The organism is Chitinophaga sp. RAB17 (genome assembly GCF_052114225.1).
In the GTDB taxonomy this organism is placed as follows: domain Bacteria; phylum Bacteroidota; class Bacteroidia; order Chitinophagales; family Chitinophagaceae; genus Chitinophaga.
Genome location: NZ_JBFREI010000006.1, coordinates 486,248 through 511,660, shown reverse-complemented (window position 1 = coordinate 511,660; position 25,413 = coordinate 486,248). Strand labels below are relative to the sequence as shown.

The 25,413-nt window shown below is 45.9% G+C and carries 24 protein-coding genes and 1 riboswitch; of the genes, 9 read left to right on the top strand and 15 right to left on the bottom strand.

The genetic code is table 11. The features are described 5' to 3' along the window. Positions 1-21: 21 nt before the first annotated feature. Positions 22-999, top strand: a complete 978-nt coding sequence (locus AB4Z08_RS21670) for a sulfite exporter TauE/SafE family protein (protein WP_441575874.1) — start codon at positions 22-24, stop codon at positions 997-999. A 9-nt stretch (positions 1,000-1,008) separates the two neighbouring features. Here AB4Z08_RS21670 and AB4Z08_RS21665 read toward each other — a convergent pair whose 3' ends face one another. Next, on the bottom strand, positions 1,009-1,332 hold the full coding sequence (locus tag AB4Z08_RS21665; RefSeq protein ID WP_441575873.1) for a NirD/YgiW/YdeI family stress tolerance protein: 324 nt from the start codon (positions 1,330-1,332) through the stop codon (positions 1,009-1,011). 99 nt (positions 1,333-1,431) lie between these two features. Between AB4Z08_RS21665 and AB4Z08_RS21660 the strand changes: the two genes are divergently transcribed. Next, positions 1,432-2,643 (top strand): dicarboxylate/amino acid:cation symporter, encoded by a 1,212-nt coding sequence (locus AB4Z08_RS21660; protein WP_441575872.1) that lies wholly within the window; start codon positions 1,432-1,434, stop codon positions 2,641-2,643. Here AB4Z08_RS21660 and AB4Z08_RS21655 read toward each other — a convergent pair. The 3 genes from AB4Z08_RS21655 to AB4Z08_RS21645 all read right to left on the bottom strand — a co-directional run bounded on the left by AB4Z08_RS21655 (position 2,594) and on the right by AB4Z08_RS21645 (position 6,363). Further along, positions 2,594-3,772: a trans-sulfuration enzyme family protein gene (locus AB4Z08_RS21655; RefSeq protein ID WP_441575871.1), complete on the bottom strand. Its 1,179-nt coding sequence runs from the start codon at positions 3,770-3,772 to the stop codon at positions 2,594-2,596. The genes AB4Z08_RS21660 and AB4Z08_RS21655 overlap by 50 nt on opposite strands. A 153-nt stretch (positions 3,773-3,925) precedes the next feature. Further along, positions 3,926-4,039: riboswitch (SAM riboswitch) on the bottom strand. A 72-nt stretch (positions 4,040-4,111) separates the two neighbouring features. Further along, positions 4,112-5,056 (bottom strand): NAD-dependent epimerase/dehydratase family protein, encoded by a 945-nt coding sequence (locus AB4Z08_RS21650; protein WP_441575870.1) that lies wholly within the window; start codon positions 5,054-5,056, stop codon positions 4,112-4,114. Positions 5,057-5,112: 56 nt separating this feature from the next. Beyond that, on the bottom strand, positions 5,113-6,363 hold the full coding sequence (locus AB4Z08_RS21645) for a YdcF family protein (RefSeq protein WP_441575869.1): 1,251 nt from the start codon (positions 6,361-6,363) through the stop codon (positions 5,113-5,115). A 364-nt stretch (positions 6,364-6,727) separates the two neighbouring features. Between AB4Z08_RS21645 and AB4Z08_RS21640 the strand changes: the two genes are divergently transcribed. Further along, the gene (locus AB4Z08_RS21640; protein WP_441575868.1) at positions 6,728-8,776 is read left to right on the top strand and encodes an ATP-binding protein; all 2,049 of its coding nucleotides are present in this window, start codon (positions 6,728-6,730) and stop codon (positions 8,774-8,776) included. A gap of 8 nt (positions 8,777-8,784) precedes the next feature. Then, positions 8,785-9,477, top strand: a complete 693-nt coding sequence (locus tag AB4Z08_RS21635) for a uracil-DNA glycosylase family protein (protein ID WP_441575867.1) — start codon at positions 8,785-8,787, stop codon at positions 9,475-9,477. Between the two features lie 18 nt (positions 9,478-9,495). On the opposite strand, the gene AB4Z08_RS21630 is transcribed toward AB4Z08_RS21635, so the two are convergent. The 5 genes from AB4Z08_RS21630 to AB4Z08_RS21610 all read right to left on the bottom strand — a co-directional run bounded on the left by AB4Z08_RS21630 (position 9,496) and on the right by AB4Z08_RS21610 (position 11,649). Further along, positions 9,496-9,711, bottom strand: coding sequence for a hypothetical protein (locus AB4Z08_RS21630; protein ID WP_441575866.1), 216 nt, complete (start codon positions 9,709-9,711; stop codon positions 9,496-9,498). Positions 9,712-9,754: 43 nt separating this feature from the next. Continuing rightward, positions 9,755-10,039 (bottom strand): DUF6881 domain-containing protein, encoded by a 285-nt coding sequence (locus AB4Z08_RS21625; RefSeq protein WP_441575865.1) that lies wholly within the window; start codon positions 10,037-10,039, stop codon positions 9,755-9,757. 2 nt (positions 10,040-10,041) lie between these two features. Further along, positions 10,042-10,347 carry a hypothetical protein gene (locus tag AB4Z08_RS21620; protein WP_441575864.1) on the bottom strand — a complete coding sequence of 102 codons (306 nt, stop codon included), beginning with the start codon at positions 10,345-10,347 and terminating at the stop codon, positions 10,042-10,044. 113 nt (positions 10,348-10,460) lie between these two features. Continuing rightward, entirely contained in the window at positions 10,461-10,781 is a 321-nt protein-coding gene (locus AB4Z08_RS21615) for a hypothetical protein (RefSeq protein WP_441575863.1), read from the bottom strand. 28 nt (positions 10,782-10,809) lie between these two features. Beyond that, positions 10,810-11,649, bottom strand: a complete 840-nt coding sequence (locus tag AB4Z08_RS21610; protein WP_441575862.1) for an SDR family NAD(P)-dependent oxidoreductase — start codon at positions 11,647-11,649, stop codon at positions 10,810-10,812. A 256-nt stretch (positions 11,650-11,905) separates the two neighbouring features. Between AB4Z08_RS21610 and AB4Z08_RS21605 the strand changes: the two genes are divergently transcribed. The 3 genes from AB4Z08_RS21605 to AB4Z08_RS21595 all read left to right on the top strand — a co-directional run bounded on the left by AB4Z08_RS21605 (position 11,906) and on the right by AB4Z08_RS21595 (position 15,074). Then, positions 11,906-12,313, top strand: coding sequence for a hypothetical protein (locus AB4Z08_RS21605; protein WP_441575861.1), 408 nt, complete (start codon positions 11,906-11,908; stop codon positions 12,311-12,313). 115 nt (positions 12,314-12,428) lie between these two features. Further along, positions 12,429-13,163 (top strand): LytR/AlgR family response regulator transcription factor, encoded by a 735-nt coding sequence (locus tag AB4Z08_RS21600; protein WP_441575860.1) that lies wholly within the window; start codon positions 12,429-12,431, stop codon positions 13,161-13,163. A gap of 9 nt (positions 13,164-13,172) precedes the next feature. Next, complete coding sequence (locus tag AB4Z08_RS21595) at positions 13,173-15,074, top strand: tetratricopeptide repeat-containing sensor histidine kinase (RefSeq protein ID WP_441575859.1); 1,902 nt, start codon at positions 13,173-13,175, stop codon at positions 15,072-15,074. 3 nt (positions 15,075-15,077) lie between these two features. Here the strand turns inward: AB4Z08_RS21595 and cbiB are convergent, their stop codons facing one another. The 5 genes from cbiB to AB4Z08_RS21570 form a co-directional block, all read right to left on the bottom strand. Beyond that, positions 15,078-16,031 carry an adenosylcobinamide-phosphate synthase CbiB gene (gene cbiB, locus AB4Z08_RS21590; protein ID WP_441575858.1) on the bottom strand — a complete coding sequence of 318 codons (954 nt, stop codon included), beginning with the start codon at positions 16,029-16,031 and terminating at the stop codon, positions 15,078-15,080. Continuing rightward, positions 16,016-17,038 carry a pyridoxal phosphate-dependent aminotransferase gene (locus AB4Z08_RS21585; RefSeq protein ID WP_441575857.1) on the bottom strand — a complete coding sequence of 341 codons (1,023 nt, stop codon included), beginning with the start codon at positions 17,036-17,038 and terminating at the stop codon, positions 16,016-16,018. Before AB4Z08_RS21585 ends, cbiB begins: the two co-directional genes overlap by 16 nt. Before the next feature lie 12 nt (positions 17,039-17,050). Further along, a complete protein-coding gene (locus AB4Z08_RS21580; protein WP_441575856.1) occupies positions 17,051-18,520 on the bottom strand; it encodes a cobyric acid synthase in 1,470 nt (489 codons plus the stop codon). Positions 18,521-18,681: 161 nt separating this feature from the next. After that, complete coding sequence (locus AB4Z08_RS21575) at positions 18,682-21,279, bottom strand: M1 family aminopeptidase (protein ID WP_441575855.1); 2,598 nt, start codon at positions 21,277-21,279, stop codon at positions 18,682-18,684. A 154-nt stretch (positions 21,280-21,433) separates the two neighbouring features. Beyond that, complete coding sequence (locus tag AB4Z08_RS21570) at positions 21,434-22,006, bottom strand: HdeD family acid-resistance protein (RefSeq protein WP_441575854.1); 573 nt, start codon at positions 22,004-22,006, stop codon at positions 21,434-21,436. A gap of 170 nt (positions 22,007-22,176) precedes the next feature. Here AB4Z08_RS21570 and AB4Z08_RS21565 point away from each other — a divergent pair, with 170 nt between their 5' ends. Next, positions 22,177-23,088 (top strand): acyl-CoA desaturase, encoded by a 912-nt coding sequence (locus tag AB4Z08_RS21565; protein WP_441575853.1) that lies wholly within the window; start codon positions 22,177-22,179, stop codon positions 23,086-23,088. Between the two features lie 92 nt (positions 23,089-23,180). Further along, on the top strand, positions 23,181-24,173 hold the full coding sequence (gene mgrA / locus AB4Z08_RS21560; RefSeq protein WP_441575852.1) for an L-glyceraldehyde 3-phosphate reductase: 993 nt from the start codon (positions 23,181-23,183) through the stop codon (positions 24,171-24,173). A 92-nt stretch (positions 24,174-24,265) separates the two neighbouring features. On the opposite strand, the gene AB4Z08_RS21555 is transcribed toward mgrA, so the two are convergent. Next, positions 24,266-25,342 carry an NADH:flavin oxidoreductase/NADH oxidase gene (locus AB4Z08_RS21555; RefSeq protein WP_441575851.1) on the bottom strand — a complete coding sequence of 359 codons (1,077 nt, stop codon included), beginning with the start codon at positions 25,340-25,342 and terminating at the stop codon, positions 24,266-24,268. Between the last annotated feature and the right edge of the window lie 71 nt (positions 25,343-25,413).

Below are 25,413 nucleotides of genomic sequence, written 5' to 3'. Positions count from 1 at the left end.
AAGGCCGGCACATTATAAAAAATGGAGAAAGAACTTACCACCCTGGTTACCACGGTAACCACGACCACAGCAGCATCAAAGGCATCATTGCCACCCGAAAACAGCAACGCCAACGAAAGCCGTGCTTACAAAAAACAGCGCTGGATATACGGTTTGGGGGGTATTTTGTTATTGGTGATTATATTGGGTATCTCCTGGTGGCAATCACCTGCATTCCGCACCTATGTGGAAGATGTACCTCCTACTTTTTATTATTTTCTGATAGCTGGTTTTATATTTGCCATGATTGATGGCGCCATAGGCATGTCTTACGGCATTACTTCCACTACTTTTTCCCTGTCCATGGGCATTCCTCCGGCATCCGCCAGTACGGCAGTACATATTTCTGAGATCCTGAGCTGCGGCATTGCAGGCTGGATGCATCAGCGGATGGGCAATGTCAACAAAAAGCTTTTCAAAATACTGATATTGCCGGGTATTGCCGGAGCGGTGATAGGTGCTTACCTGTTATCTTCCCTGGAACATTATGCAATGTATACCAAACCATTGGTATCGCTGTATACACTGATACTGGGTACTGTGATCCTGTTGCGGGCTGTTCGGGCACAACGCAAAAAACATGTCACCAAAAAAATAAAGAGAATTGGCTTGCTGGGCTTTGGTGGCGGTTTTATAGACGCTATTGGCGGCGGCGGCTGGGGTTCTATTGTATTATCATCGCTGATTGCCGGCGGCAGACACCCCCGTTTTTCACTGGGCACGGTAAAGGCTACCCGCTTTTTTATTGCTATGCTCAGCTCCCTCACTTTCATCACCGTGCTTTATCATGTGCACTGGGACGCCGTACTGGGGCTGGTAGTAGGCAGTGCTATTGCCTCTCCTATTGCAGCAAAGGTATCCAATAAAATTTCTGCCAAAACCATTATGGTAGCGGTAGCGGTGATTGTGATCCTGGTAAGTATGAAGAGTATTTACAGCTTCGTGGTAAAAATCATATAGTCATCTCCGTTAATCGTTATTAACCGCCTGATTTACCTTAAGAGTAATGGGTTTGTTGATTTCGTATTTTACCAGGGCCTTGATGGTCACCGCATCTCTGTCGTTGAATGGCTTGCGGGGGAGATACCTGGGGTCAATATCTATCTGAATTTCTGCAGTTTTGTCTTCAAACAGGTAATTATTGTCGCGTAGTTTTTTCGTCACATAACCGGTAATTTTAACCGGTATGCTGTCACTTTGCAGTTGCCTGGCATTGCGCATCACCTCTCCTATGGTGTAGGATCGGTCCTGGAAAAAAAAGGGCAGCAACAAACAGAGCAGCAAGCTTTTCATGACTAACATATTGGTTTGCTATGAGCATAAACAATAATCATGTCTGATTGTTCAATGATCAGATACATTTGGCTATCTTGTATAATATAAATTTCATTCATGGGATTCCTTAAAACGTACAGCAGCATGTTCTGGCTGTTGGCAGGTATCATAGCCGGCAGTATTGCCGGGCTTATATTCGGAGAAAAGGTAGTCATTATAAAGCCGATAGGCGATATTTTTTTGAACCTGTTGTTCACCGTAATCATACCGCTGGTATTTTTCTGTATTGCAAATGCCATTGCACATATCGATGCCGGCAATAAACTGGGGCGAATATTGGGCATGATGTCGCTGGTATTCCTCAGTACCATTCTGATATCTGCTTTTTTGACCATTGTGGCAGTATGGTTATTCCCTATCCACCAGCAGGTAGCCCTATCAAAAAACATCAACATAGAGCAGCCGGGCAACTGGGGGGAACAGTTGAGCAGATTACTCACAGTGGGTGAGTTTTATGAATTATTATCGCGCAAAAACATGCTGCCTTTCATCATTTTTTCCGGCCTCACCGGGTTTGCGGCCATGCGTGTAGGCGAGGCCGGCAAAGCTTTCCGGCAATTTTTGTATTCCGGCAATGAAGTGATGAAAGAAGTGCTAGGCGTGATCATGAAACTGGGACCTGTTGGTTTGGGCGCTTATTTCGCTTACCAGGTAGGCACCGTAGGCCCTCAACTGTTTGGCACCTACGCACATTCCCTGGGTATCTATTATGGCTTCGGTATCTTCTACTTTATATTCGGATTCAGTCTGTATGCGTTTGTGGCCGGAGGAATTCCTGGTATTAAAATCTTCTGGAAAAATAATATTATACCTACCCTTACGGCAGTAGGCACGGGCAGCAGCATTGCTACTATTCCGGCCAACCTCGAAGCGGTGGCCAAAATGGGTGTCCCGCAGGATATTGGTAATGTGGTGGTGCCGCTTGGAGCCACCCTGCATAAAGATGGCTCCAGTATTTCTTCTATTATAAAAATGGCGGTAGTATTTGCCATGTTTGGTAAAAGTTTCGACAGTCCTTCCGTTGTCCTGATGGCCCTGGGCGTTACTGTTATCGCCAGCATAGTGGAAGGCGGCATCCCCAATGGCGGCTATATCGGTGAGCTGCTGGTGATGAGCATCTATGGATTCCCGATAGAAGCCTTGCCACCGCTGATGATTATCGGTACACTCGTAGATCCGCTGGCAACCATTCTCAATGCTACCGGCGACAACGTAGCGGCTATGCTGACAACACGCTTTCTGCGTGGGCGGGCACCGGCAGTTTCGTAAAGGCCTGCTCCAGGTCGGCCAGCAGATCGGCTGTTTCTTCCAGTCCTACCGACAAACGGATCAGGCTATCGCTCACGCCGGCCGCTCTTCTTTTTTCTGCAGGAATAGATTTATGGGTCATTGCTGCCGGATGACAAAGTAAGCTCTTGATACCACCCAGACTTTCTGCCAGCTTGAAGTAGTGAGTAGAGGTAACAAATGCTGTAGCTGCTTCCGTGGTATCATCTTTCAATGTAAAAGAAATAATACCTCCAAACCCTTTACTCTGCTGCTTTGCCAGCTCATGCCCTTTATGGGAAGGCAAGCCGGGATAGAATACTTTTTCTACTGCCGGATGTTTCTCCAGGTATGCTGCCAGCGCCTGTGCATTGATGCCATGTTGTTTAATGCGCAGGTGCAGTGTTTCAATACCACGTATCAGCAGGAAACTGTCGAAGGGCGACAGAATAGCCCCACAGGCATTCTGGTAAAATTTAATCTCCTCTCCCAGTGGTATTGTTTTAGCAACGACCACGCCTGCAATCAGGTCGCTATGTCCGCCGAGGTACTTGGTAGCACTGTGTATCACCAGGTCAGCGCCCAGCTCCAATGGCTTTTGCAATACGGGGGAAGCGAAAGTATTATCTACACAAAACAAACAATTATGAGCCTTTGCAATACGGCCAATAGCAGCGATATCGGAGATTTTCAATGTGGGATTGGTGGGTGTTTCCAGCCATATTAAACGGGTAGCGGGCGTAATAGCATTAAAGACCGCCTGGGTATCTGATGTATCCACGTAACTTACTTTGATACCAAACTTCTCATATACTTTATTAAAGAGGCGGAAAGCGCCGCCATAGATATCATCTACCGCTACAATTTCATCACCGGATTTAAGCAGTTTGATAACCGCATCAATGGCTGCCAACCCGCTGGAGAACAAGGATGCGGTGGCACCACCTTCCAGTTTGGCAATAATCTTCTCGGCTGTTTCGCGGGTAGGATTATTGGAGCGGGCATAGTCATATCCTTTATTGACGCCGGGTGCTTCCTGCACAAACGTAGAAGTTTGATAAATAGGCACAGCAATGGCGCCGGTGTGAGGGTCTACGGGAATAGAGTGGATCAGTTCAGTAATTGTGCTCATCTGTTTTTTGATTTTTAGTTTGATGAAAATTGATTAAACAGGTCCGTTAAATGAGCATATCAAGGGTAGGCCGGGGCATAAAAAAAACTCACCTGGGAGCCAGATGAGTTTTATCATTATATAGATAATAATGTATAGTAAAACTTAGAATCTGACTTATCTTTCCTGGTAATTAAACCGGGATGGATGCAGCACCTTTCACTGCTTGCGCAGTGATGGTTGCTAAGGTATCGTCGGGCCATGTCCCTCCTCCTTTCTTGATAAGCTATTTAAAGAACTGACGCAAAGATAATGCAGAAAAATTAACTACCAAATTTATTTTCCTACAAAATTAGTAGACTACTGTTTTGCCAGTGTTAAACGGATCCCTTCTTCATAGGAAGTGGGTTTTACATGAAAGTGCTTTTCAAATTTTGAAGAGTCCAGTATGTATGGATAGTTGCTCTGATAAAGCATTTCCTTCATTTCTCTGATGGTGGCATCGAACAATCCGGAGAGTGTTAACATAAAGCTGCCCAGCTTCATATATTTGGGCTTTACGCCCATTTGGGTAGCAATCAGGTTTACATAGCCTTTACCATCCGGTGCTGGATTGGCAGTAGGTAAATGCCATACCTGGTTCCAGGAAGTATCATCCTGGGAAAGCAGGTATAAGCCTTTCGCAGCATCTGGTGTGAAGGTGTAGCTATGCGTCTGGTTATCTTTTCCCAGCCACATGGCTGAGCTGTTCTTTTTAAATTTATCGATGATCAGGATGTTCAGGAAGCCTGTTTTATCGGCGCCCGGGCCGTAGAAATCGGCAGCCCGCGCTATGGTAGCAGTGATTTTACCTGCTTTTACTTCGTCCATCAGTTGTTTGGCAATGGCCGCACGAATGATCCCTTTTTTGCTCGAAGGCTGATAAGGAGTATCTTCTTTCATAGGGCCATTTACTAACCCGTAAGAATATACGTTATCAAAGAAAATCAGTTTGGCGCCGGCTTCTTTACAGGCATTGATCACGTTGGTCATGATCTTAGGCCACGCATCGCTCCATACTTTGATGTCATATTTCAAACCTGCCGTGAGGAAAACGATGCTGCTTCCTTTTACCGCATTTTTTGTTTGTTCGTAATCCGTGATATCAGCCCCAACCAGGTCGGTAATGCCCGCAATTGACTTGGGGGAGCGACTTACCAGGCGAACCCGTTTTTTATTATTCACGAGCTCTGCAGCCAGTTCATTAGCGATAATGCCCCCTGCTCCGAGGATAGTATACAAGGGCTGGATAGATTGATCAGACATAATTTTGTGTTGTAAGGTTTATATGGAAGACGAATAAGTGAACAAAATATTGTGTATCAGGGATCCAGTGGATCGAAGGTATTAACCTGCAGGGAACGAAGGTCTGGTACGAACGACAAATAATAAAGATCTGTTTGTTCGATGTCTGCCGCAGGCATATATCCCAGTTCGGTCATACAGCGTTGCTTAAACAGCGGGCTGGTAACATATACCAGGTGCATCGCATCAGATACGCATAACATCCGTTTGTTGACCGGGATACCGCTTCTCCATGCAATGCGTACAGCGTTACGCACGTTGGTGGTGGTATGTCTCGCATAAGGGTCTATCATGACTGCAGCAGCGGGTATTTTCAACTCGTTGACCAGGTACTTCTTCATTTCTACCGCCTCCGAATAAGGGGTGCCTACTGGTCTTACATGCCCACCGGAAACAATAATAAAGGGTGCGAGGCCTTTTTGATATAAGCCTGCACCGGTGCGGCAACGGCTTTTCCCGGTTTCGCTCAGCACTTCTTTGGCTACCGGGCTGGCTCCCAGGATCAGCATGACTGGATAGGGATATTTACTCCAGTCGGTTTTCTTTATTTGCCTATAGGCGTCTCCGTTAGTGGCCGACATAGGCTCATAGCGGGCAGCTTCATCGCGGTGGCTAAGAGTAAGTAATCCAAGTGCCAGCTGCAGCGATGGCTGAAAAAACAAATCATCCTGCCTGTCCTTCTCCTCTACCTGCGCCAGCAAATGCTGCACGCCGGCTTTATAGGCAGGTGAATGTACATACAACAATGCTGAATCAATTACCGGGTACCGCAGGCCGGTACCATTCGTATAGGCATTGATGATATAGTTAACACCATCGGCTGCATCTTTCCAGGCTGCGTTCAGAAATTCTCCATCACTTTTACGTGCATGCAGTTCAAACAGGCCACTGCCACGCATTTCCCGCAACAATCGGACAAACGGCGCCGGGTTTTGTTGTAACAACCTGGTGAAAGCGCTGCTTACCTGTTGGATGCTTGCATCGGAAAATAACAGCACAGCGGGATTTTCCCCGTTACTCACGGGATGGGATATACGTTGTTTATACTGATTCCGGAGTGCCTGCAGGCTGCTATCTTTAGCCAGGAGCGAAGGTAGGCCTGGTAGTCGTTCCAGGAGGGTAAACAGATAAAAATTACGATCCTGTAACGTCCCCGGACCTGCTACAAATTTATACTGCGGATCCGGATAAACTGATTGACTATAGGTAAATGGTAGTAATGCAAAAAATAATAAACAGGTGATAAAACAGTTTTTCAGATAGTGCATTGAGGAAAAATATTATAACGCAACAATAATACAAAAATCAATATTGAGCTTTCCTTGTGACAAAAGATATTATAAATATCATGAATTAAAAAACAGATTCCACGGAATATTAATCTTTTAATAAGTAAAAAAATATAATGTATTAAATAAAACAATACATATGCAATTCAGGGGAAAATATATACCTATATTCATTGTTTTACATTGATTATCTATTAGTTACGGCCAATAAAATCATTTATTTTCGTGCGCAGTCCGGAAGGACTGCCGGCCAACATCCAATCATAATGTAACGATGTATAAAATTCAGGAAAAAAAGACCTTTGTACGCTATGCTGTGCTAACGATAATGGTTTTGGTGCTGATGACATTTTTCATGATCATCTTTTTACGGAAACGGGAATCCCAACAGTTAGGCATTGTTGTTAAAAACCTTGTGGCTACCAAAACAGATGCTGGTCATATCGACCAGGCGGTACAGTTATTATACGCAGCGGATAACAATTTTCGTATCTACACCCTCACTTTTGACAGGAATTATTTAAATAGTTATGTCGGTCAGCTGAAGCGCATTACCGAGCATCTCGACAGTGCGGTGAATTCCAGGCAGGATGAGCGGCAAATGGAAGCACTACTGGCGGACAAGGCCCGGAAGTCGCAGTTGTTTTTACAGACACGGCTATACGTAGATTCCCTGTTACAGTTATCGCAGGTATGGGATACCGCCACTACTCCCCTGCCCCTGCAGCAGTTAGGCAATATAAAATTACCGCAACCCCGGCGGCAGGCGGATACGGTGGTGACCACTGAAACAGCCCATACCAAAGGCAAAAAGAAACTGTTTGGCCGTATCAAAGATGCTATCAACAACAAACCCAATATCCAGCAAACCAGCAAGCAGGTAAAGATTGTACAATACGATACAAATGCCAATGGCAAAGCATTTACACGGGAGCAGCTGCAGAAAATCCAGGACGCCTACAATAAATTTATAAAAGATGCTACAGACAGTCATAATAACCTGAAACAGAAAGAATATGCGCTGGTAGTGGCCAATGAGCGGTTGTTTACAGAACTGTTGCACCTCATGGCAGCACTGAAACAAAACATGCTGGACGAAACAGACAAAAAGCGGTTACAGCTGGGGCAGGACATTGACCATTCTCTTTATAAGCTGGATAAACACAATTATTGGGAAATCCCTTTAATACTGTTGATGGCAGGTATCATTATATATGGTATTATACGCTTGTACCGTTACGACCTGGCTTTATTGAAGGCGAAGCAGCAGGCAGAGAAATTTGCAGAGCAGAAAAGTGATTTCGCTGCTACTATCAGCCATGAAATCCGTACACCGGTGCAGTCTATACTCGGTTATACCTGGCTGCTCGAACAGGGAAAAACACCGGAAACGGTATCGGCTATACGACATTCGGCTGATCTGCTGTTGCAGGTGGTGAATAACGTGCTTGACTATACGCGCATGGAAACAGCCGAACCGATACTCCGGCTGGAAAAATTTGCGCCCCGGACCGCCATTGAAGAAGTATGTAATACCCTGGCGGTACAGGCCGAAATGAAATCTCTCCCGCTGGAAGTCAATATTTATTTTCCAAGCACCCTGCTGGTGATGGGAGATGCTTTCCGGCTTAAGCAGGTGTTAATCAACCTGATTGCCAACGCGATTAAGTTTACAGAAACAGGCAGCGTAACGGTCACTGCGCATATGCGTGACAACAACCTGTTACAGATAAGTGTAAAAGATACCGGTTCGGGTATTTCACATAAAGAACTACCTTTAGTGTTCGACGCTTTCTCCCAGGGAAATAACCATTATCATAAAGGCAGTGGTTTAGGATTACACATTTCCAAAAAAATCATTGATCTGCATAACGGTAAGATTCATGTGGAGAGCCTCCCCGGCAAAGGCACCACTTTTTATTTTGAAATCCGGTATCAGCTGATGACACCATCACCTGCTACTAAAAAAATTATTGTCCCCGTGAGTAATACATCTACAAGCGCCGTTGTACCGGCAGGTATAAGATTGTTAGTAGTGGAGGATAGCATCCTCAATCAGAAATTACTGGCCCTGATGCTGGACAGGATGCAGGCATCCTACCTGATCGTATCTTCTGCGGAGGAAGCGCTGGAAATATATCAGCGTGAATCCTTCGATTTTGTGCTGACGGATATTGATTTACCCGGCATAGATGGACTGATGCTCACCAGTATGATCAGAGAACTTCCCGACAAGAAAAAAGCGGCAGTCACCATTATTGCCATTACCGGCAACGTGATGGAAGATGATATTGCGCTGTACCTCCGCTCAGGATTGAATGATTATATCATGAAGCCTTACCGGGAAGAGGATATCCTGGAGAAAATTACGAGGCATCATCAAATGGCGTAAATTGCGGAATGACTATAGCGGATCAGATCATCGCATTCAACAGCCATCTGCATTTTCCCGGCAAACTGCCTGCGGGTATACGTGTCCTGAATCCTTTTCAGGAGGGACCGGGGATTACCGGCATTATGACCCAATTCTATAAAAAGTTTTATAACGATAAAAAGCCCAGACAACTTATCCTGGGTATTAACCCTGGCAGATTGGGGTCAGGATCTACTGGTGTGCCCTTTACAGATACCAAGCGGATGCTGGATAAATGTGGCATTGAGATCCCCGGACTGAAAACACATGAACCCTCTTCTGTATTTGTATATGATGTAATAGACGCATACGGGGGCGTGAAAAACTTTTACCAGCATTTTTATATCAGCAGTATCTGCCCGCTTGGCTTTACCTCGGTTCAACCGGGAGGGAAAGAAATAAATTATAATTATTATGACAGCGCCGCACTGACAAAAGCGGCTTATGCTTTTATAGTGAGTAGTTTAAAGGAACAATTGCAATGGAATATCGGTCGTGATGTTTGCTATTGTATGGGTACCGGAAAAAATGCTGCATTCCTGCAGGCGTTAAATGAGAAGGAGCAGTTTTTCAAAACAATCGTACCGTTAGAGCATCCCCGTTTCGTGATGCAGTATAAAACAAAAACCAAGGAGCTGTATATTGATAAGTATCTGTCTGCTTTTGAGGCACACAAATAACCCCGGTTTGTGGATTTTTTACGCTGTCTGCCTGGCAATCTGGTCTGCGATGCTATTCAGCAAGCCCATATTTAAGCGGTGACCATGGTCTGTTGCGCCTGGTGCACGTACGTACCCATCTTCATCTTTCTCCATAACAATTTCTTCGCCATCCACATCTACCAGAAAGCGTTCGGCTGAATATGGCTTTACGTAGAAGCGGCCTCCGGATGTTTTAATCATAAAAGCGTTCATAAGATCCTTTTACAGATCATCAGCAAATCACGGACCAGCTATGTCAGGACAAAAAATAATAATATTGATTCCAGATAAGTTCAAATTCGGCCTGCGAAATCAGTTCAGGTATAAAGTGCTTATCCTCGCAGATATCCTCTATTTCGGGCATCACTACATCCGATAAGGCGGTACCACCAAAATGAAAATTACTGTTGGCAATGCCGAAGCTACCATCCTGGTATATTTCAATCTTCCGGTTTTCAAAACGCAGTGCGTCAATTTCACTGTATAGGAATACCGGTTCATCCTCAAAACGATGAAGCCAGGAAATTTTGAGGTATTCCATTGCTAGATTTTTACCAGACGACAGTCCCAGGTGTCTTTAGGTTGTTCCTGTATGGCATCCGGCGTGACCACGCCCGTTATCTGATAAATGTTTCCTTCTTCATGTAACCGGTCCCCTATCTGTGGTGTAAGGTCATCCTTAAACCTGATAGTGGCAATAATGCCGAAAGACTTGTAACTATGAATTTTTACAATATTCGCAGATCTCACAGGCAGAAGCAATTCGGCCTTTTTGCGATTGTGACTCCGGTAGAGGGAGAACATCAGCCATAATGCCAGGGCAAACAGGCTAAGGAGCAGCAGATTCACGGCTTTGATTAGGTTTAGGTGATACAAATATTCTATGGTCAGGCGTACCTCCCGTTGGCTATAGTGAGGTAGTATAACAATATAGCGATTTTAATATATGTAAACAAATTTTTTTAGTAACCCCGCTCCGGGTAAAAAGGTGAATAATACAAGTAGTAAACCCGCGCAGCCAATCCTGCCAGCAGACAAGCTTCACCGATTGTAAAAAAAATTAAAAAGACGTGTGGACGATTCGTATAGAAACGTCCTGAAATTATCATGTAAAGAAAACCACAAACAATAAGCGTCTCACTGGTGTACTCATTGTCCATTATAGGCAAGCTATCTACAAATCCCCAGGTCATGGTAAACAACATGAAAAGCGGGAAGCCACAGATACACGCCAGCTGAAAAAGTCGCCGGAACGAAAACAGGTAGGGCAGGTATTGGCGCATAGGTTGGATATTTACCGCAAAGATATCTCTACTTCCTGATCTTCCTCATCTCTTCAAAAACCAGTAACGGGTCATCGTATTTAAACGTGTAGCCGAGTACGTGCCTTAACTTCCGGGAACCCACAATTTTATAGGGTTCCTCCTGTGCCGGCAAACGGCGGGGCATTGTTACGCCGAGTGCCTGGGCGGCGGCCTTGTAATAATTGCTGCGTTGCGGGTGGCCGCTGGCGCAGGCATTGAACACCTCGCCCCAGGCGCCCTGGCTGATCACCCGGCTGATAACGCCAATACAGTCATCCCGGTGGATTACGTTCATGGGCTGTTCATTCATTCTTTTGCCTTCCATTATCCGGCGGGCATCGGGTAAACGATCGTAACCTATTAATCCGCCAAAGCGCAGCACGGTTGTCTCAAACCGCTCAGCCGCCAGCAACAGGGCCTCCGCTGCCCGCAATGCCTGCCCGTTGGGTGTATCTGGCATGACCTCATTCTCCTCGGTCACCAGGCCGTTTACATCTGCATAAACAGAAGTAGAACTCACAAAAATCACTTTACTGATGTTGGTCGTTTCTATAAAACTGCGCAGCAGCGCTATTTCTGTCACATGCGCGTCCATCCCTCTTTCCTTGCGGGGGGGAATATTAATGATCAGAATATCCGCGTCCCAGAATTCATCGGGACCGGTCAGGACTTCTTCAGATAAGATCACCATGTAAGCTTCCAATCCGAGTGCAGTGAGCTCCTTCACTCCTTCCATGCTGGTTCTGGCGCCTTTTACCCGATAACCCGCTGCCTGTAAATGCAGTGCCAGTGGTTTCCCCAGCCAGCCACAACTTAAAATACTAATCTTTTCCTCTTTACTGCTCATACTAAGATTTTACAATTGCACTCCTATAAATACGGATGCAGGAAGTATATAGTTTTTTGCACTAACCCCTTCATGTACCGGATGGCAATGGCGGCGAAGATAAAAAACAATCAACGCATCCAATTAAAGCCAGCGAATATATAGAATATGTGAGCGGATATAGATTCCGTCCTGTTTGCACCCGTTGACCATCTTACTTTGCAGCCATATTACAAACAAGACATTATTGAGAAACCCATAAATAAATCCCTTTTAAATGCAGATTACGAATTCACAGTCGAAAAGTGTACAGCAGATCTTTTCAGAGGTACAGCAACACTTTCCAAAGGCGCAACTGAAAAAGCCATTTTTGAGTCCGCAGACCATCATTATTCCGCACGACAATTTTAAATACCTGCTGCGGTATAAGCAACATTATCTACAGGTGGATTTCATACCACCGGTGATGTGGATCATAGGTGGTATGCTGGCAGGCTTTGCCCTTTTCACCGTTGTATTGAGCCTCATTTTCCAACAGCTGATCATCAGCTTCGGCGGCGCCATCCCTGTTATTATAGGGTTGCTGTTAATCAAAGTGGTGTTTAAGTCTACCCGCAAGGATGAGTTTAAATCTTTCGAAGACGAAGCCAACATCCTGGTTAACACCAATAATCAGGGCATCTAACCGGCCTCTCATCTCTGTTTATAACCCATAGTTTAGAAGACTGTGAAAATCCCTTACTTTTAGATACCTGTTTATCGCTTACCTGTGAAATAGCATTGGAAATTAAAAGGAAATTATGATCCGTACGTTGATAATTGATGATGAACCCGCAATCAGAAAGGACCTTGAATGGCTGATGAAGCGTTATCCGGATTTTATAGTACTGGGTAGTTGTGGTAGTATTGCTGAAGCTAAGGTAATTATTCCCAATACAGAGCCGGATCTGCTGTTACTGGACATTGAGCTGTCTGACGGAACAGGATTTGAACTGTTACAGCAGTTTCCGGAGAGGAACTTCCGTATCATTTTTATTACTGCCTATAATCAACATGCGATCAAAGCCATTAAGTTTGGTGCATATGATTACCTGTTGAAGCCGGTAGATGAAGAGGAGTTATCTGAAACCCTTCACCGCTTAAAGTCTGAAAGCCCTGTCAATAACAAGCTGCAGCTGGAAGTGGCAGATGCCCATAAAAAACCGGGATTGCATAACCGTATTGTGCTCCGCTCCCATCAATATCTGCAGGTGGTTTCTTTTGAAGAAATATTATATTGCCAGAGTGATGGCAGCTACACTACTTTTCATTTAACCGACAAGAAAAAAGTTACGGTATCCCGCCCTATCAAGGAATATGAGGAACTGTTGCCGGAAAACTGGTTTATACGTATCCATCAGTCGTACATTGTGAATCATCATTTTATCGACCGTTTTCTGAAAGACGGTATCCTGGTATTGAAAGAAGGTAGCGAAATCCCGGTGTCATCACGTAAAAGGGAGTTCGTCAGGCAGTTTCTCACCGGCGAACATTAAATTGCATACATGCTTTTTTCCTACCGGTTTATTTTATTACTGATCATTGCCTTTTGCTGTTTGCTTGGTTGCAACCGGCAAAATAAGCCCGTGCCTCCTGCTTCCACCCCCACCACCGCAGATCCGGCAGTGATAAGCACATTGAAACAACTGATAGATTCCGGTGAGCGTTTTTCCGGTACAGCTGCCCGGAAAAAAATGCTGGCCCTGCAACCTGCTGCTATAGCGGCCGGAGAGCAGGGACGAGGACTTTATTATTACCTGCTGGGCAGGCTACAATATTTTGCAGACAGCGCTAAACCCGCTGCCATCAGCTACCGGCGCATGTTACCGACCACTCCCGTTGATACCAGCCGCTATATATCACTGTATATGCTACAGCAAATGGGACTCTTGCGACTGGAGCTGCAAAAGAAAATTGATGACAGCACCTTTTCCAGGATGTATACCCTACTGGAACTGGCCCAACGGTTTCATTATACAGAAATATACCGCCTGTACGACCTGGCTGCCGAAATCCATTTCCGATATGGCGTGTACGACAAAGCCAAACTCTATACAGACAAAGCCATCGCCGCATACCCCGACAAAAAAAATTACTATTATATGTCGTATCTCATGGAAGCGCAGTCGCGGATAGCCGAGCGCCAACATGACTATAAGCTGGCGCTTCATTACGAAGACAGTGCACTACAACTGGCCTTAAAGCAACCTGATTCCATCAGAATTGCGACCGTATACTCCGCGTTGGGTGTGTTGCACGAAGAAATGGGCGACATGCAAAAAGGCCATCGTCTGATGGTACAGGCTTTTCATATCAAAGAAAGAGCGAACAAAGTTTCCTTCCGGGAATATGTCAACTACGGGCAAATGTTTATGGAAGAAAAGGACTATCCTAAAGCTATCTTCTATATCAATAAAGCCGTGGATAAAGCCAGGGATCCGGAAAATGCCGGTGATCTAAGTTCTGCCTACAGTTCTCTATACAATATTTACTATGCCAGCGGCGACTACAAAAATGCCGTGATATACCTCGACTCCGCCTCCAATATGTCGCTCACGGAAATGGAAGAACAACAGCTGAAAAAGGTAATGGAGCTGCAGGCGATCAATGAACTGAAAGAGCAACAACATAAAACAATTGATATCAGCCGGCAATATAATAACCAGGCCATTATCCTGCGGCAGCAACGTCTCATCCTGTTTATCTTTGGGATCCTTTTGCTGGTAGGCGCTGCATTGACCATTGTACTGATCAGACAACGAAAACTGAGAACGCTGCAACACAGTACAGAACTGGAACAGCGCCTACTGCGCAGTCAGATGGAACCACATTTTATTTTCAATACGCTCGCCGTGCTGCAAAGTTTTATCCGGCATGATGAGAAAGAAAAATCCGTTAAATACCTGAACAAATTTGCGCGGTTGTTAAGACTGAACCTCGAAAACTCCCGTCACAACCTGGTACAACTGCACCAGGAAGTGGAAGCGCTGGAAAACTATCTGAGCCTGCAGGCCATTCGTTTTGGAAATGTCTTTGATTATGAGATCTATCCCATTGAAGGTTGTGAAGACATGGATGTTTTTATTCCCCCCATGCTGATGCAGCCCTTTGTTGAAAATGCCATCCAGCACGGCATGCGTAACCTTCCCTACAAAGGACATATTACCGTCACCCTGCTGTTGACCAATGAATTACTCCACTGCGTTATTGAAGATAATGGTCTTGGCCTCGTAGAAAAACACGATCGTGAAAAGAATTCTCTCTCCGGCATTATTACCCAGGAGCGCTTAAAAATATTGAGCAAGCAAACCGGGAAGCTCGCATCCATCGCTGTTACAGACAAAAAAGACAAAGGTGGTAAAGGTGTGAAGGTAACGCTGATCATTCCTACACAAAGAAAAAAATAACGGCTATTGCTGTTGTACATTCCATAGCAAATAATATTTGACCGATACAATACAGATGATCATCACGAAGGTAACTGCGTGGTTGATATACATTACTTTCACAAACTCTTCATGTTCAATGTTGCGTTCATTTTCACCGATATAGGGTTTATGCACGACCTTCCCTCCGTAAGTATTTGGGCCTCCGAAACGGCAATCAAGAATGCCTGCCAGTGCAGCTTCCGGGTAACCTGAATTAGGACTGGCATGTGCGGATCCATACCGGATCATGTAGTGCCAGGCACGGCTGCTTCCCCACAACAGGATCATGAGTAAAGCAGTGATACGTGCCGGAATATAATTCGCTACATCATCGAGTCGGGCAGCAAAACGGCCAAAGTACTGATATTGCTCATTCCTATAGCCTATCATGGAATCCAGCGTGTTGATCATTTTATAAAGCATCATACCAGGAAGTCCCAGCACCGCATAAAAACAAAGTGGCGCTATCACACCATCACTTAGATTTTCAGACATTGACTCCATGACAGCAATACGAATTTGCTGCGGAGACAACTGCGCAGTGTCTCTCCCTACAATCCATGACAGTCGTTCCCGCCCCGCTTCTACCCCATCTTTATGCAGTATATTAAATACTTCTTTTCCTTCCTGCAGAAGGCTTTTGTTGGCCAGAGCAAAAAAGACAAACACCGTACTGAAAATATACCAGGCCACAGGCCATTGTGATAAGCCCACTTGTGCAAAATAGAAAAAACAGTATACCCCGATACACAATATGAGTGTAAGGAATGTACCTTTCCAGAAGCGGGCAATGCCATTATTCAGCCATTGGGTACCATGCTGAATCAGCTTACCGTATACTTTTACCGGATGCGGCCAGCTACGGGGATCACCCAGCAGCAGGTCGGCGGCATAGCCTAACAGTAACGGCAATACGAATTTTAATACAGGGTCCATTGGCGCAATGCGGTAGTCAATAGTTTATTATCGTTGGCACTGCGACAGGCAACGCGGCAATGTCCTTGTTCCAGGCCATAGAAATTGGAGGCATCCCGGATAAGGATACCATGTTTTTCCATCAGCCAGGCCTTCAGCGAAGCTGCAGTACCCGTCAGTGTTTCGAACAGAAAAAAATGTGTATGCGTTGGCGTTACTTTAAACTCCGGCATCTTACGAATGCTTTCCCATAAATGAAAAGTATCCTGCAACAATGACTCTTTATCCAGTGTAAATTGTTTCAGATGATCCAGGATATAATAACCTGCCTCCAGCGCGAGACTGTTGACTGACCAGGGCATTTTATAAGCGCGCACCCGGTCCAGCAGTTGTTTCCTGCCGGCAATATACCCCAGGCGCAGCCCGGGAATACAGCAAGTCTTGGTCAGGGATCTTAACACCAATACATTAGGTAAGCGATGCAGGTGTGGCAACATACTGGCTGCATCCAGTGTAAATTCAATATAAGCCTCGTCAATAATAAATACCGTGTGTTTGTTGAGCTGAAGAAGTCGTTGCAATGCATGCTCATCCAACGTTTGCCCGGTAGGGTTATTAGGATTACACAGAAAAACCATATCGGTGCTGAAGGTGGTATCAGGGGTCAGTTTATCCCATGACATATACAACACCTGGTGCCGGTACAAACTGCAGGCATCTGCATACTCCGCAAAAGTAGGTGCTATTACGGTAGCCGTGGCGCCTGTAAAAGCCTGTGCTACCAGGTAAATAGCTTCTGTCGCTCCATTGGTAACCATGATGCTGCCGGCGGGCAGGCCCGCCTGTTTTTCCAGCAGCGCCTGCAATTTCCCGGCGCCGGCGTCCGGGTAGTGATCTATTCCCGCTATCCTGCTGCTGAGATGGGTTTTCAGTCCTTCCTGCAAGCCACCATACCACACATTTGAACTAAAATCCATTTTAACAGGCTGGTCAAACAGATAGCCATCATCTCCATGTCCTTGTATCATAATGCAATAAAGTTATAATTCCAGTGCCTTATAAACAGCTGAAATATCCAGATGTTCACGTATATGCGTTGCCAGTTTATTATATTGCGCTTCCTTAAAGCTCCGATAGTCGAAATCCTTTACCACGGACACTTTCCCACATTGTGCCAATAAATCACTTACCACGGTATCATTGTCAAGGATACCATGCAGATAGGTACCCCAGCATTGAGGACTGAGGAAATATCCATCTGAGGCACCATTCGTGAGTTCATTGAGTGGAGAAGGCTTTTGGGTGCTGGTTTCGCCCATATGGATTTCATATCCCTCGCATATTTTTTCCTGGTGACGGTAACGGAACGTACGTTGCTGCGTAGTTTTTTCCCTGGTAAGTACGGTTGTTACGGGTAATATGCCCAGTCCGGGGATACTTGCCATTGGTCCCTCCACCCCGAATGGATCCGCCACCTGCTCTCCCATCATCTGGTAACCACCACAGATACCTATCACCACTTTATTTCGTTTGTGCGCTTCCGTTATCGCACGGGCCGTACCGTTATTCCGGATAGCGATGAGATCTTCAATGGTGTTTTTACTGCCGGGTAGTATAATAATATCAGCAGTAGCCAGTTCTGCCGGATTATCTGTATAAAAAAGATGTACCCGCTCATCTTTCTCCAGTGCATGGAAGTCGGTGAAGTTAGACATATGTCTTAACAGCACTACTGCTATATTTACGCGGCCGGTTGTTTGTCGTTTATGCTTTAGCGATAGTCCCAGGGTATCTTCTTCCTCAATATAAATATCATGGTAATAGGGCAATACCCCTGTTACGGGCACGCCAGTAAGGCTTTCCAGTAGTTTACGCCCATCTTCAAACAAGCGGATATCACCTCTGAATTTATTGATGATGATGCCTTTTATCAGTGCTTTTTCTTCCGGTGGCAACAAGGCAATAGTGCCATATACGCTTCCAAAAACGCCACCGCGGTCAATATCTGCAATGAGGTATACTGCAGCACCGGCATGCAGCGCAATACGCATATTGGTGATATCTTTCTGCCGGAGATTGAGTTCAGAGATACTGCCGGCGCCTTCCATTACCACCGGGTTATATTGGTGAGACAGCCGGTTAAATGATTGCTTCACCTCTTCAAACAAGGCGCGTTTATCATCTTCCATGAAGTATTCCCAGGCAGACTGGTTACCGGCGGGTTTGCCATGCAGCACCAGCTGGGCAGTTTGATCATTGGTAGGTTTCAGCAGCACAGGGTTCATATCAGTATGACAGGGTACGCCTGCCGCTTCTGCCTGCACCGCCTGCGCACGGCCTATTTCCAGGCCATCGGGAGTAGCATAGCTATTGAGAGACATGTTCTGCGCCTTGAAAGGTGCCGGTGTGTATCCATCCTGTTTAAAAATACGGCAAAACCCAGCAGTGATGACACTTTTGCCCACATCAGAGGCAGTACCAACAAACATGACAGGCCGTAGGTGTTTCATATGCATCTCGTCTTTAAGTGGGACGAAGATATTTAAAATAGCAGAAGGCATAAAGCGGAAAGCAAAAAGCCATCGAGGCGAATGATGTGAGCGGGGAGATATTCGCTTCATTCACATCATTCGCCTCGATGGCTTTTTGCTTTACGCTTTACGCTTTGGGCTTATTTAAATACTTCGTCAGTCAATCCGCTATTGACGGTCACTGTTTTTACTTTCATATCTGCGCTATATCCGCCGGTATTAGTGCCCATTTTAAACGGAAACATGATACCACTCACTTCGTGGTAATCGCTGTAATCAGTGGTTGCTTCAGGGGCACCGCCTTCCTGTCCTGCCAGTGACATCCCGCGTACTTTGAAGCCGGTTTTAGCATCGAAATAATAGCGGAATAAGACTCCATTGGAAGTAGCTACGCTGACAACATAACAGGGGACACCATTGACATCTTCCAGGGTGGGTGACAGTTCCAGCTTGGCGTTATTTTCAGGCGCCGCAAAATACAATTCGGGGAACATCAGGTATCTATCCTTCATCATTGCCTTATCAGCTGGTGCAAGCGGCACTTCCTTTCCATTGCTGGACATAGAGATATTATTACCGTTGATCAGCAATTTCATGGCTACCTGATTATTACTGGGAATAAATACGGTGTTCAGTACTTTGTCCGGCTGTTTCATTTTCACGGTATATTCGAATTGCGCACCACCTACTTCCATGGAAAGATCCTTTACTGCTTTCAGTTTATCTGAGCCGCCGATAGCGTTGATGTACTTATTTAATACAGTCGTTGCCGTAGTGCCGGCAGGTATGGGCTGAGCTGCATCTGCTTTCCAGCTGTTGTTAGCCGGATTGACATCAGGAAAATTCCCGGCAGGATCAATAACTACGCTGCTTAACTTCACGGTAGACGGATAGTGGAAAGTCCAGGTAGCACCGCGCTGCCATACTTCTACCGGCAGGCGTACTGTATCTGTTTTACCATTTACATCTTTTATAGCCATAACTACGGGCATGGGCAATTGCTCCAGGTTCTGCAGGGTAATCAGCGCACCTTGTGCGGGATCATTCTTTACATATTGTACATTCTTCACCGCCTGATCCAGTTTCCAGGTATTGAAGAACCAGCCACGCCAGAACCAGGCGAGGTCTTCGCCGGAAGCATTTTCCATACTACGGAAAAAGTCCCAGGGGGTAGGATGTTTAAACGCCCAGCGTTTAATGTATTCCCGGAATGCATAATCAAAACGTTCCGGTCCCAGGATTTCATTACGGAGCAGGCTCAAACCCATTCCTGGTTTGAAATACGCCGCTACGCCCAGGTAATTCATGTCGAGTATATCCGGTGTGGTTAAAATAGGTTCTGCCCTGGAAGAGAACAACATCGGCGCCATTCTCTGTACTGGCTGAGGGCTGCTGTATTCACCTTTATTAAATGCTTTGGTAGAAATACCGTTGATGAAAGTATTAAAGCCTTCATCCATCCACGCATATTTACGTTCGTTGGAGCCTACGATCATAGGAAACCAGTTATGGCCGAATTCATGATCGGTTACGCCCCACAGGCCACCTCTGGTAGATTTCCAGGAGCAGAAAACGATACCGGGGTATTCCATTCCTCCTACTGTACCTGCCACATTGGTAGCTACCGGGTAAGTATATACGAACCACTGGTTGGAGTAATGTTCAATACAGCCTTTTACATATTCGGTGGATCTGCCCCAGGCACTGCTACCCGCTACTTCCAGCGGATAGAGCGACATGGCGAGCGATTTTTTACCACCGGGTAAATTGATGCGGGCTGCGTCCCAGATGAAAGCGCCGGAGGCGCCCCAGGCCACATCGCGGGAGTTCTTACATACAAAATGCCAGGTGCGGTTACCTTTTGCCGCGATGGTATTAATATCTGTGCTGTCGCGGATAAACACGGTCTGATCACTGTTGCGTGCTTTAGCGAGACGACTGATTTCCTTCGGTGATAATACCTGCGCTTCGTTTACCAGCTGACCGGAGCCACTCAGCACCATATTGGCGGGCGCGGTAATGCTGTAATCGAAGTTGCCGTACTCCAGGTAAAACTCTGATGCGCCCATGTAGGGAATATTATTCCATCCGAGTACATCATCATATACGGCCATACGGGGATACCATTGTGCAATTTCGTATATCCATCCGTTGGCAGTGCGCAGGCGGGCAGTACGATCGGTACCATATTCCGGAATGGCGTAGGCATATTCGATTTTGATCTGCAGGGCAGTACCCGATTTCATGGCTTCTGCCAGCTTAATCTGCATACGGGTATCATTCACCAGGTAGTTGGCCGCAATGGTTTTACCGTTGCTGATAATACTAACTGTTTTCAGTTCAAACCCCTGTGTATAATTTCTGTTGGCAAAGCGATCTCCGGAAACAGCTACTGTTTTGGAACCCCTGGAGTCTTCCCGGTACACGTTCTGATCCAGCTGCAGCCATAAAAAAGGCAGCTGGTCCGGGCTGTTGTTTTTGTAAGTAATTACTACAGTACCACTCAGCCGGTGCTGCAATGTATCCAGGGTTACGTCCAACTTATAGTCGGCAGCATTCTGCCAGTATTTGGGGCCCGGCTGTCCGCCGGCACTGCGGAACTCATTACCCGGGGCCGGATAAAACAAAGGAGCAAAAGCCTCGTGCTGGTCATATTTAGACGTTGTTTGGGCTGCTCCCTGCTGTATCCCTGCGCATAGTAACAAGGACGCAATAGCATAGATTTTGTTGATTTTCATCGGAAGAGAAAAGATTTAGATGGACCGAATATACTGGAAAAAAGCAAAAAGCTGAACGCAGAAAGCAAAAAGCTATTGAAGCGATTGACCAACACGATAAATATTTCCGTGTTGGTCAATCGCTTCAATAGCTTTTTGCTTTCTGCTTTATCCTTTATGCTCCCAGCAGCTCTTTCTTCACCTGTCGCAGACGGAAAGCGAAAAGGATGCTCAGTATACCTGTTGCCCAGAAGGCAGCGGCCATCAGGCCCAGTATGGCGGCTACGCCGAGTGCCGGGTTATCCAGTATAACAATAGCGATGATAATTAAGATGATTCCTCCGACCAGCAGCCAGCCCCAGTTGGGGATTCTGTCTGATTGCAGCTGAATGGAAAATCCTATCAGGCTGATACCTTTAAACATAAACCAGAAGGCCAGGAACAGCGGTATGACGGCCATACTGACGGAGGGATAGCCTATCAGGATTCCCCCTATGACTACATCCACGATCCCGGAGGCCAGCGACCAGCCCCACCCGGTGTGGCCTTTACGGTTGCTGAGTGCAAAGGCGATTTCGAAGATCCCTGTCACAAACAATGTAACACTGAAAAAAATACTCAGCAGCACATAACTACTGAATGGATTGGAGAAAACAATAAAACCCGCAATGAGAAATATGATCCCGTTGAGCAGGTACAGCCACCAATACTTCACATTATTACGAATAGCAGAGATGAATTGTGACATAATAATTACTTTAATATTAAATAAAGGATAGTACTACGTTTTCCTCTAACACATCCTGTCATAAAAAGTTCGGTTGAATATAGGCCACGGAAAAACCGGGGAAAGCACTTAACTTTGTCCAAATGATTTAAATCATAGATTTAACAACAGACGGAAATTATCTTTGTGGAATGAATAAGGCGATCAAGCAAGACAGAAAACCACCAAACTGGTGGCATCAGGCAGACTTCATGGGCATACACGCGGTGCCCTTATTAGCATTTTTTACCGGCACTACTGCATTTGACTGGATCTTATGTGGTGTATTGTACGTGATACGTATGTTTTTTGTGACGGCGGGCTACCATCGTTACTTCTCACATCGTGCATTTAAAACGTCGAGATTCTTCCAGTTTATTCTGGCTGGAGGTGCACAGAGCAGCTTACAGAAAGGTGCTTTATGGTGGTCAGCTAATCACCGTATCCATCACAAGCATAGTGATACCCCTGAAGATCCGCATTCAGCGAATGTTTACGGATTCTGGTACGCACATATTGGCTGGATCATGGGGCCGGAATACAAGCCTACCCGTTTTGACCTGATCAAAGATCACAAAGCCAAAGAATTAATGTGGCTGAACAAATGGCATTGGGTACCCGCTATTATATTGGCAGTAGCCGTATATTTTGTAGGTAATAAAGTGAACGGCACCGGCTGGTTCGACTGGACCGCAGGTTTATCTACGCTACTGATCGGGTTCTTCCTGAGTACGGTGATATTGTACCATGGTACTTTTACTATTAATTCCCTGATGCACAAAATTGGTAAGAAGAGATATTATACCGGAGATGAATCCCGCAACAGTGCTGTCCTGGCACTGGTTACACTGGGAGAAGGCTGGCATAACAATCACCACTATTATCAGAGTGCAGCCAGACAAGGTTTTTACTGGTGGGAATTTGACATCACCTACTATGTTATCAAAACGTTAGGCTTGCTGGGCATTGTATGGGAAATACGCCCTATACCGGAAAAGCTGAAGGAAAGTAATAAGCTGTCGCAGTTGGCCTCCCAACGTGTACCGGTAGAAGAAACACACTAATTACAACAAAAAATACGATACAAAAGGGAAATATACCAGGAGGTATGTTTCCCTTTTATTTTTTATCTTGTCTCCCTAAAATTAAAAATTCCATGCAATACTCACCTGCAGCCGACAGATACAAAAGTATGACCTATAACCGTTGCGGTAAGAGTGGCCTTCAGCTGCCTGCCGTTTCGCTGGGATTATGGCACAACTTCGGTTCTATAGATAATTTTGAGAATGGACGCAGCATTATCCGTAATGCTTTCGACAAAGGTATCACCCATTTTGACCTGGCCAACAATTATGGTCCGTTACCTGGCAGTGCAGAAGAAACTTTTGGCAGAATTTTAAAACAGGATTTCACAGGTAACCTGCGTGATGAACTGATCATTTCCACCAAAGCTGGTTATACCATGTGGCCTGGCCCCTATGGCGACTTTGGTTCCCGCAAATACCTGGTATCCAGCCTGGATCAGAGCTTACGTCGTATGCAGCTGGAGTATGTAGATATATTCTATTCTCACCGGCCTGACCCGGCTACGCCGATTGAAGAAACCATGGGAGCACTGCATAGCATCGTTCAACAGGGAAAAGCGTTGTATGTAGGTCTTTCCAATTATACAGCAGAACAAACCAGCACCGCTGTTGCCATCTTAAAATCACTCGGGACTCCCTGCCTCATTCACCAGCCTAAATACAGCATGTTTGAGCGTTGGGTAGAGAATGGCTTACTGGATGTACTGGAAGCAAATGGCGTTGGCTGTATCCCCTTCTCTCCACTGGCGCAGGGCTTACTGACCGACCGTTATCTGAAAGGCATTCCGGAGGGTTCACGTGCCAGCAAGCCTACCGGCTTCCTGCAGGAAGGTGAAGTAACCCCTGAAAAGATTGAAAAAGTGAAAAAGCTGAACCAGCTGGCGCAGCAACGCGGGCAATCATTAGCCCAGATGGCACTGGCCTGGATCCTGAAAGATAAACGTATTACGACAGTATTGATTGGTGCCAGCTCTGTAGCACAACTGGACAATAACCTGGATACCCTGCGGAATACTGCTTTCACGAAAGAAGAACTTGACGCCATCGAAGCGATACTGAAATAATTACGAATTATGAATTACGAATTACGGATTTGTGGGGAGAACAACATTACATCTCCCCACAAATCCGTAATTCGTAATTCGTAATTCGTAATTCATAATACCTTCCTCATTTTTGCACGATCGTATTGCACCGGCCATGTTATGTCTGCATCCAGTTTATGGGCTGCATGTAAGGGAAAATAGGGACTTCTTAATAATTCGCGGGCCATCAGGACGATGTCTGCGCGACCTTCTGCGATGATCCCTTCTGCTTCTTCTGCAGTGGTGATCATCCCTACTGCTCCGGTAGCAATGCCGGCTTCTTGGCGTATTTTTTCTGCGAATGGCGTCTGATACAGCGGTCCTACCTTGATTTGCTGATGAGCGGCCAAACCTCCGGAAGAGCAATCTATCAGATCTACTCCCTTGTCTTTCAGGATGGTGGCCAATTGTACCGACTCCGCCAGATTCCAGCCACCTTCTGCCCAATCTGTAGCGGAGATCCTGACCAGCAACGGATATTGTTCCGGCCATACTGTACGTACCGCTTCTACCACCTGTACCAACAAGCGTATCCTGTTTTCAAAAGTACCTCCATATTCATCTGTGCGGTGATTACTGAGTGGCGATAGGAAATTATGCAGCAGGTAACCATGTGCCCCATGCAATTCCACTACCTGAAATCCTGCCTGTAAAGCACGGAGTGCACCGGCCCTGAAATCGTCCAGTACCTTGCGTATGCCCGTTTCCGTGAGTGTTTCCGGTAATGGATATACGTCATTGAAAGGGATGGCGCTGGGCGCTACCACCTGCCAGCCCCCTTCTGCTGCCGGGAGCGCGCGACTCCCTTCCCAGGGCCTTACTGTGCTGGCTTTCCTGCCGGCATGTGCCAGCTGTATACCAGGGATGGCGCCCTGTGCGGCAATAAAAGTGGTGATTCTCTGCAACATAGCAATATGTTCGTCTTTCCAGATGCCCAGGTCATGAATGGAGATACGTCCTTCCGGTGATACTGCCGCTGCCTCTGTAAGCACCAGTCCTGCGCCACCTACCGCCCTGCTGCCCAGGTGTACCAGGTGCCAGTCATTTGCAAATCCGTCCTGCGAAGAATATTCACACATGGGTGATACTGCAATGCGATTGCGGAACACAATTTCCCTCAACGTAAAAGGACTGAACAAATGAGACATAATCTGTTGCTTTTAAGTTCTTTAAAATTAAGCTTTTATCGTATAGCGATAACATAATATTCAAGTACCTG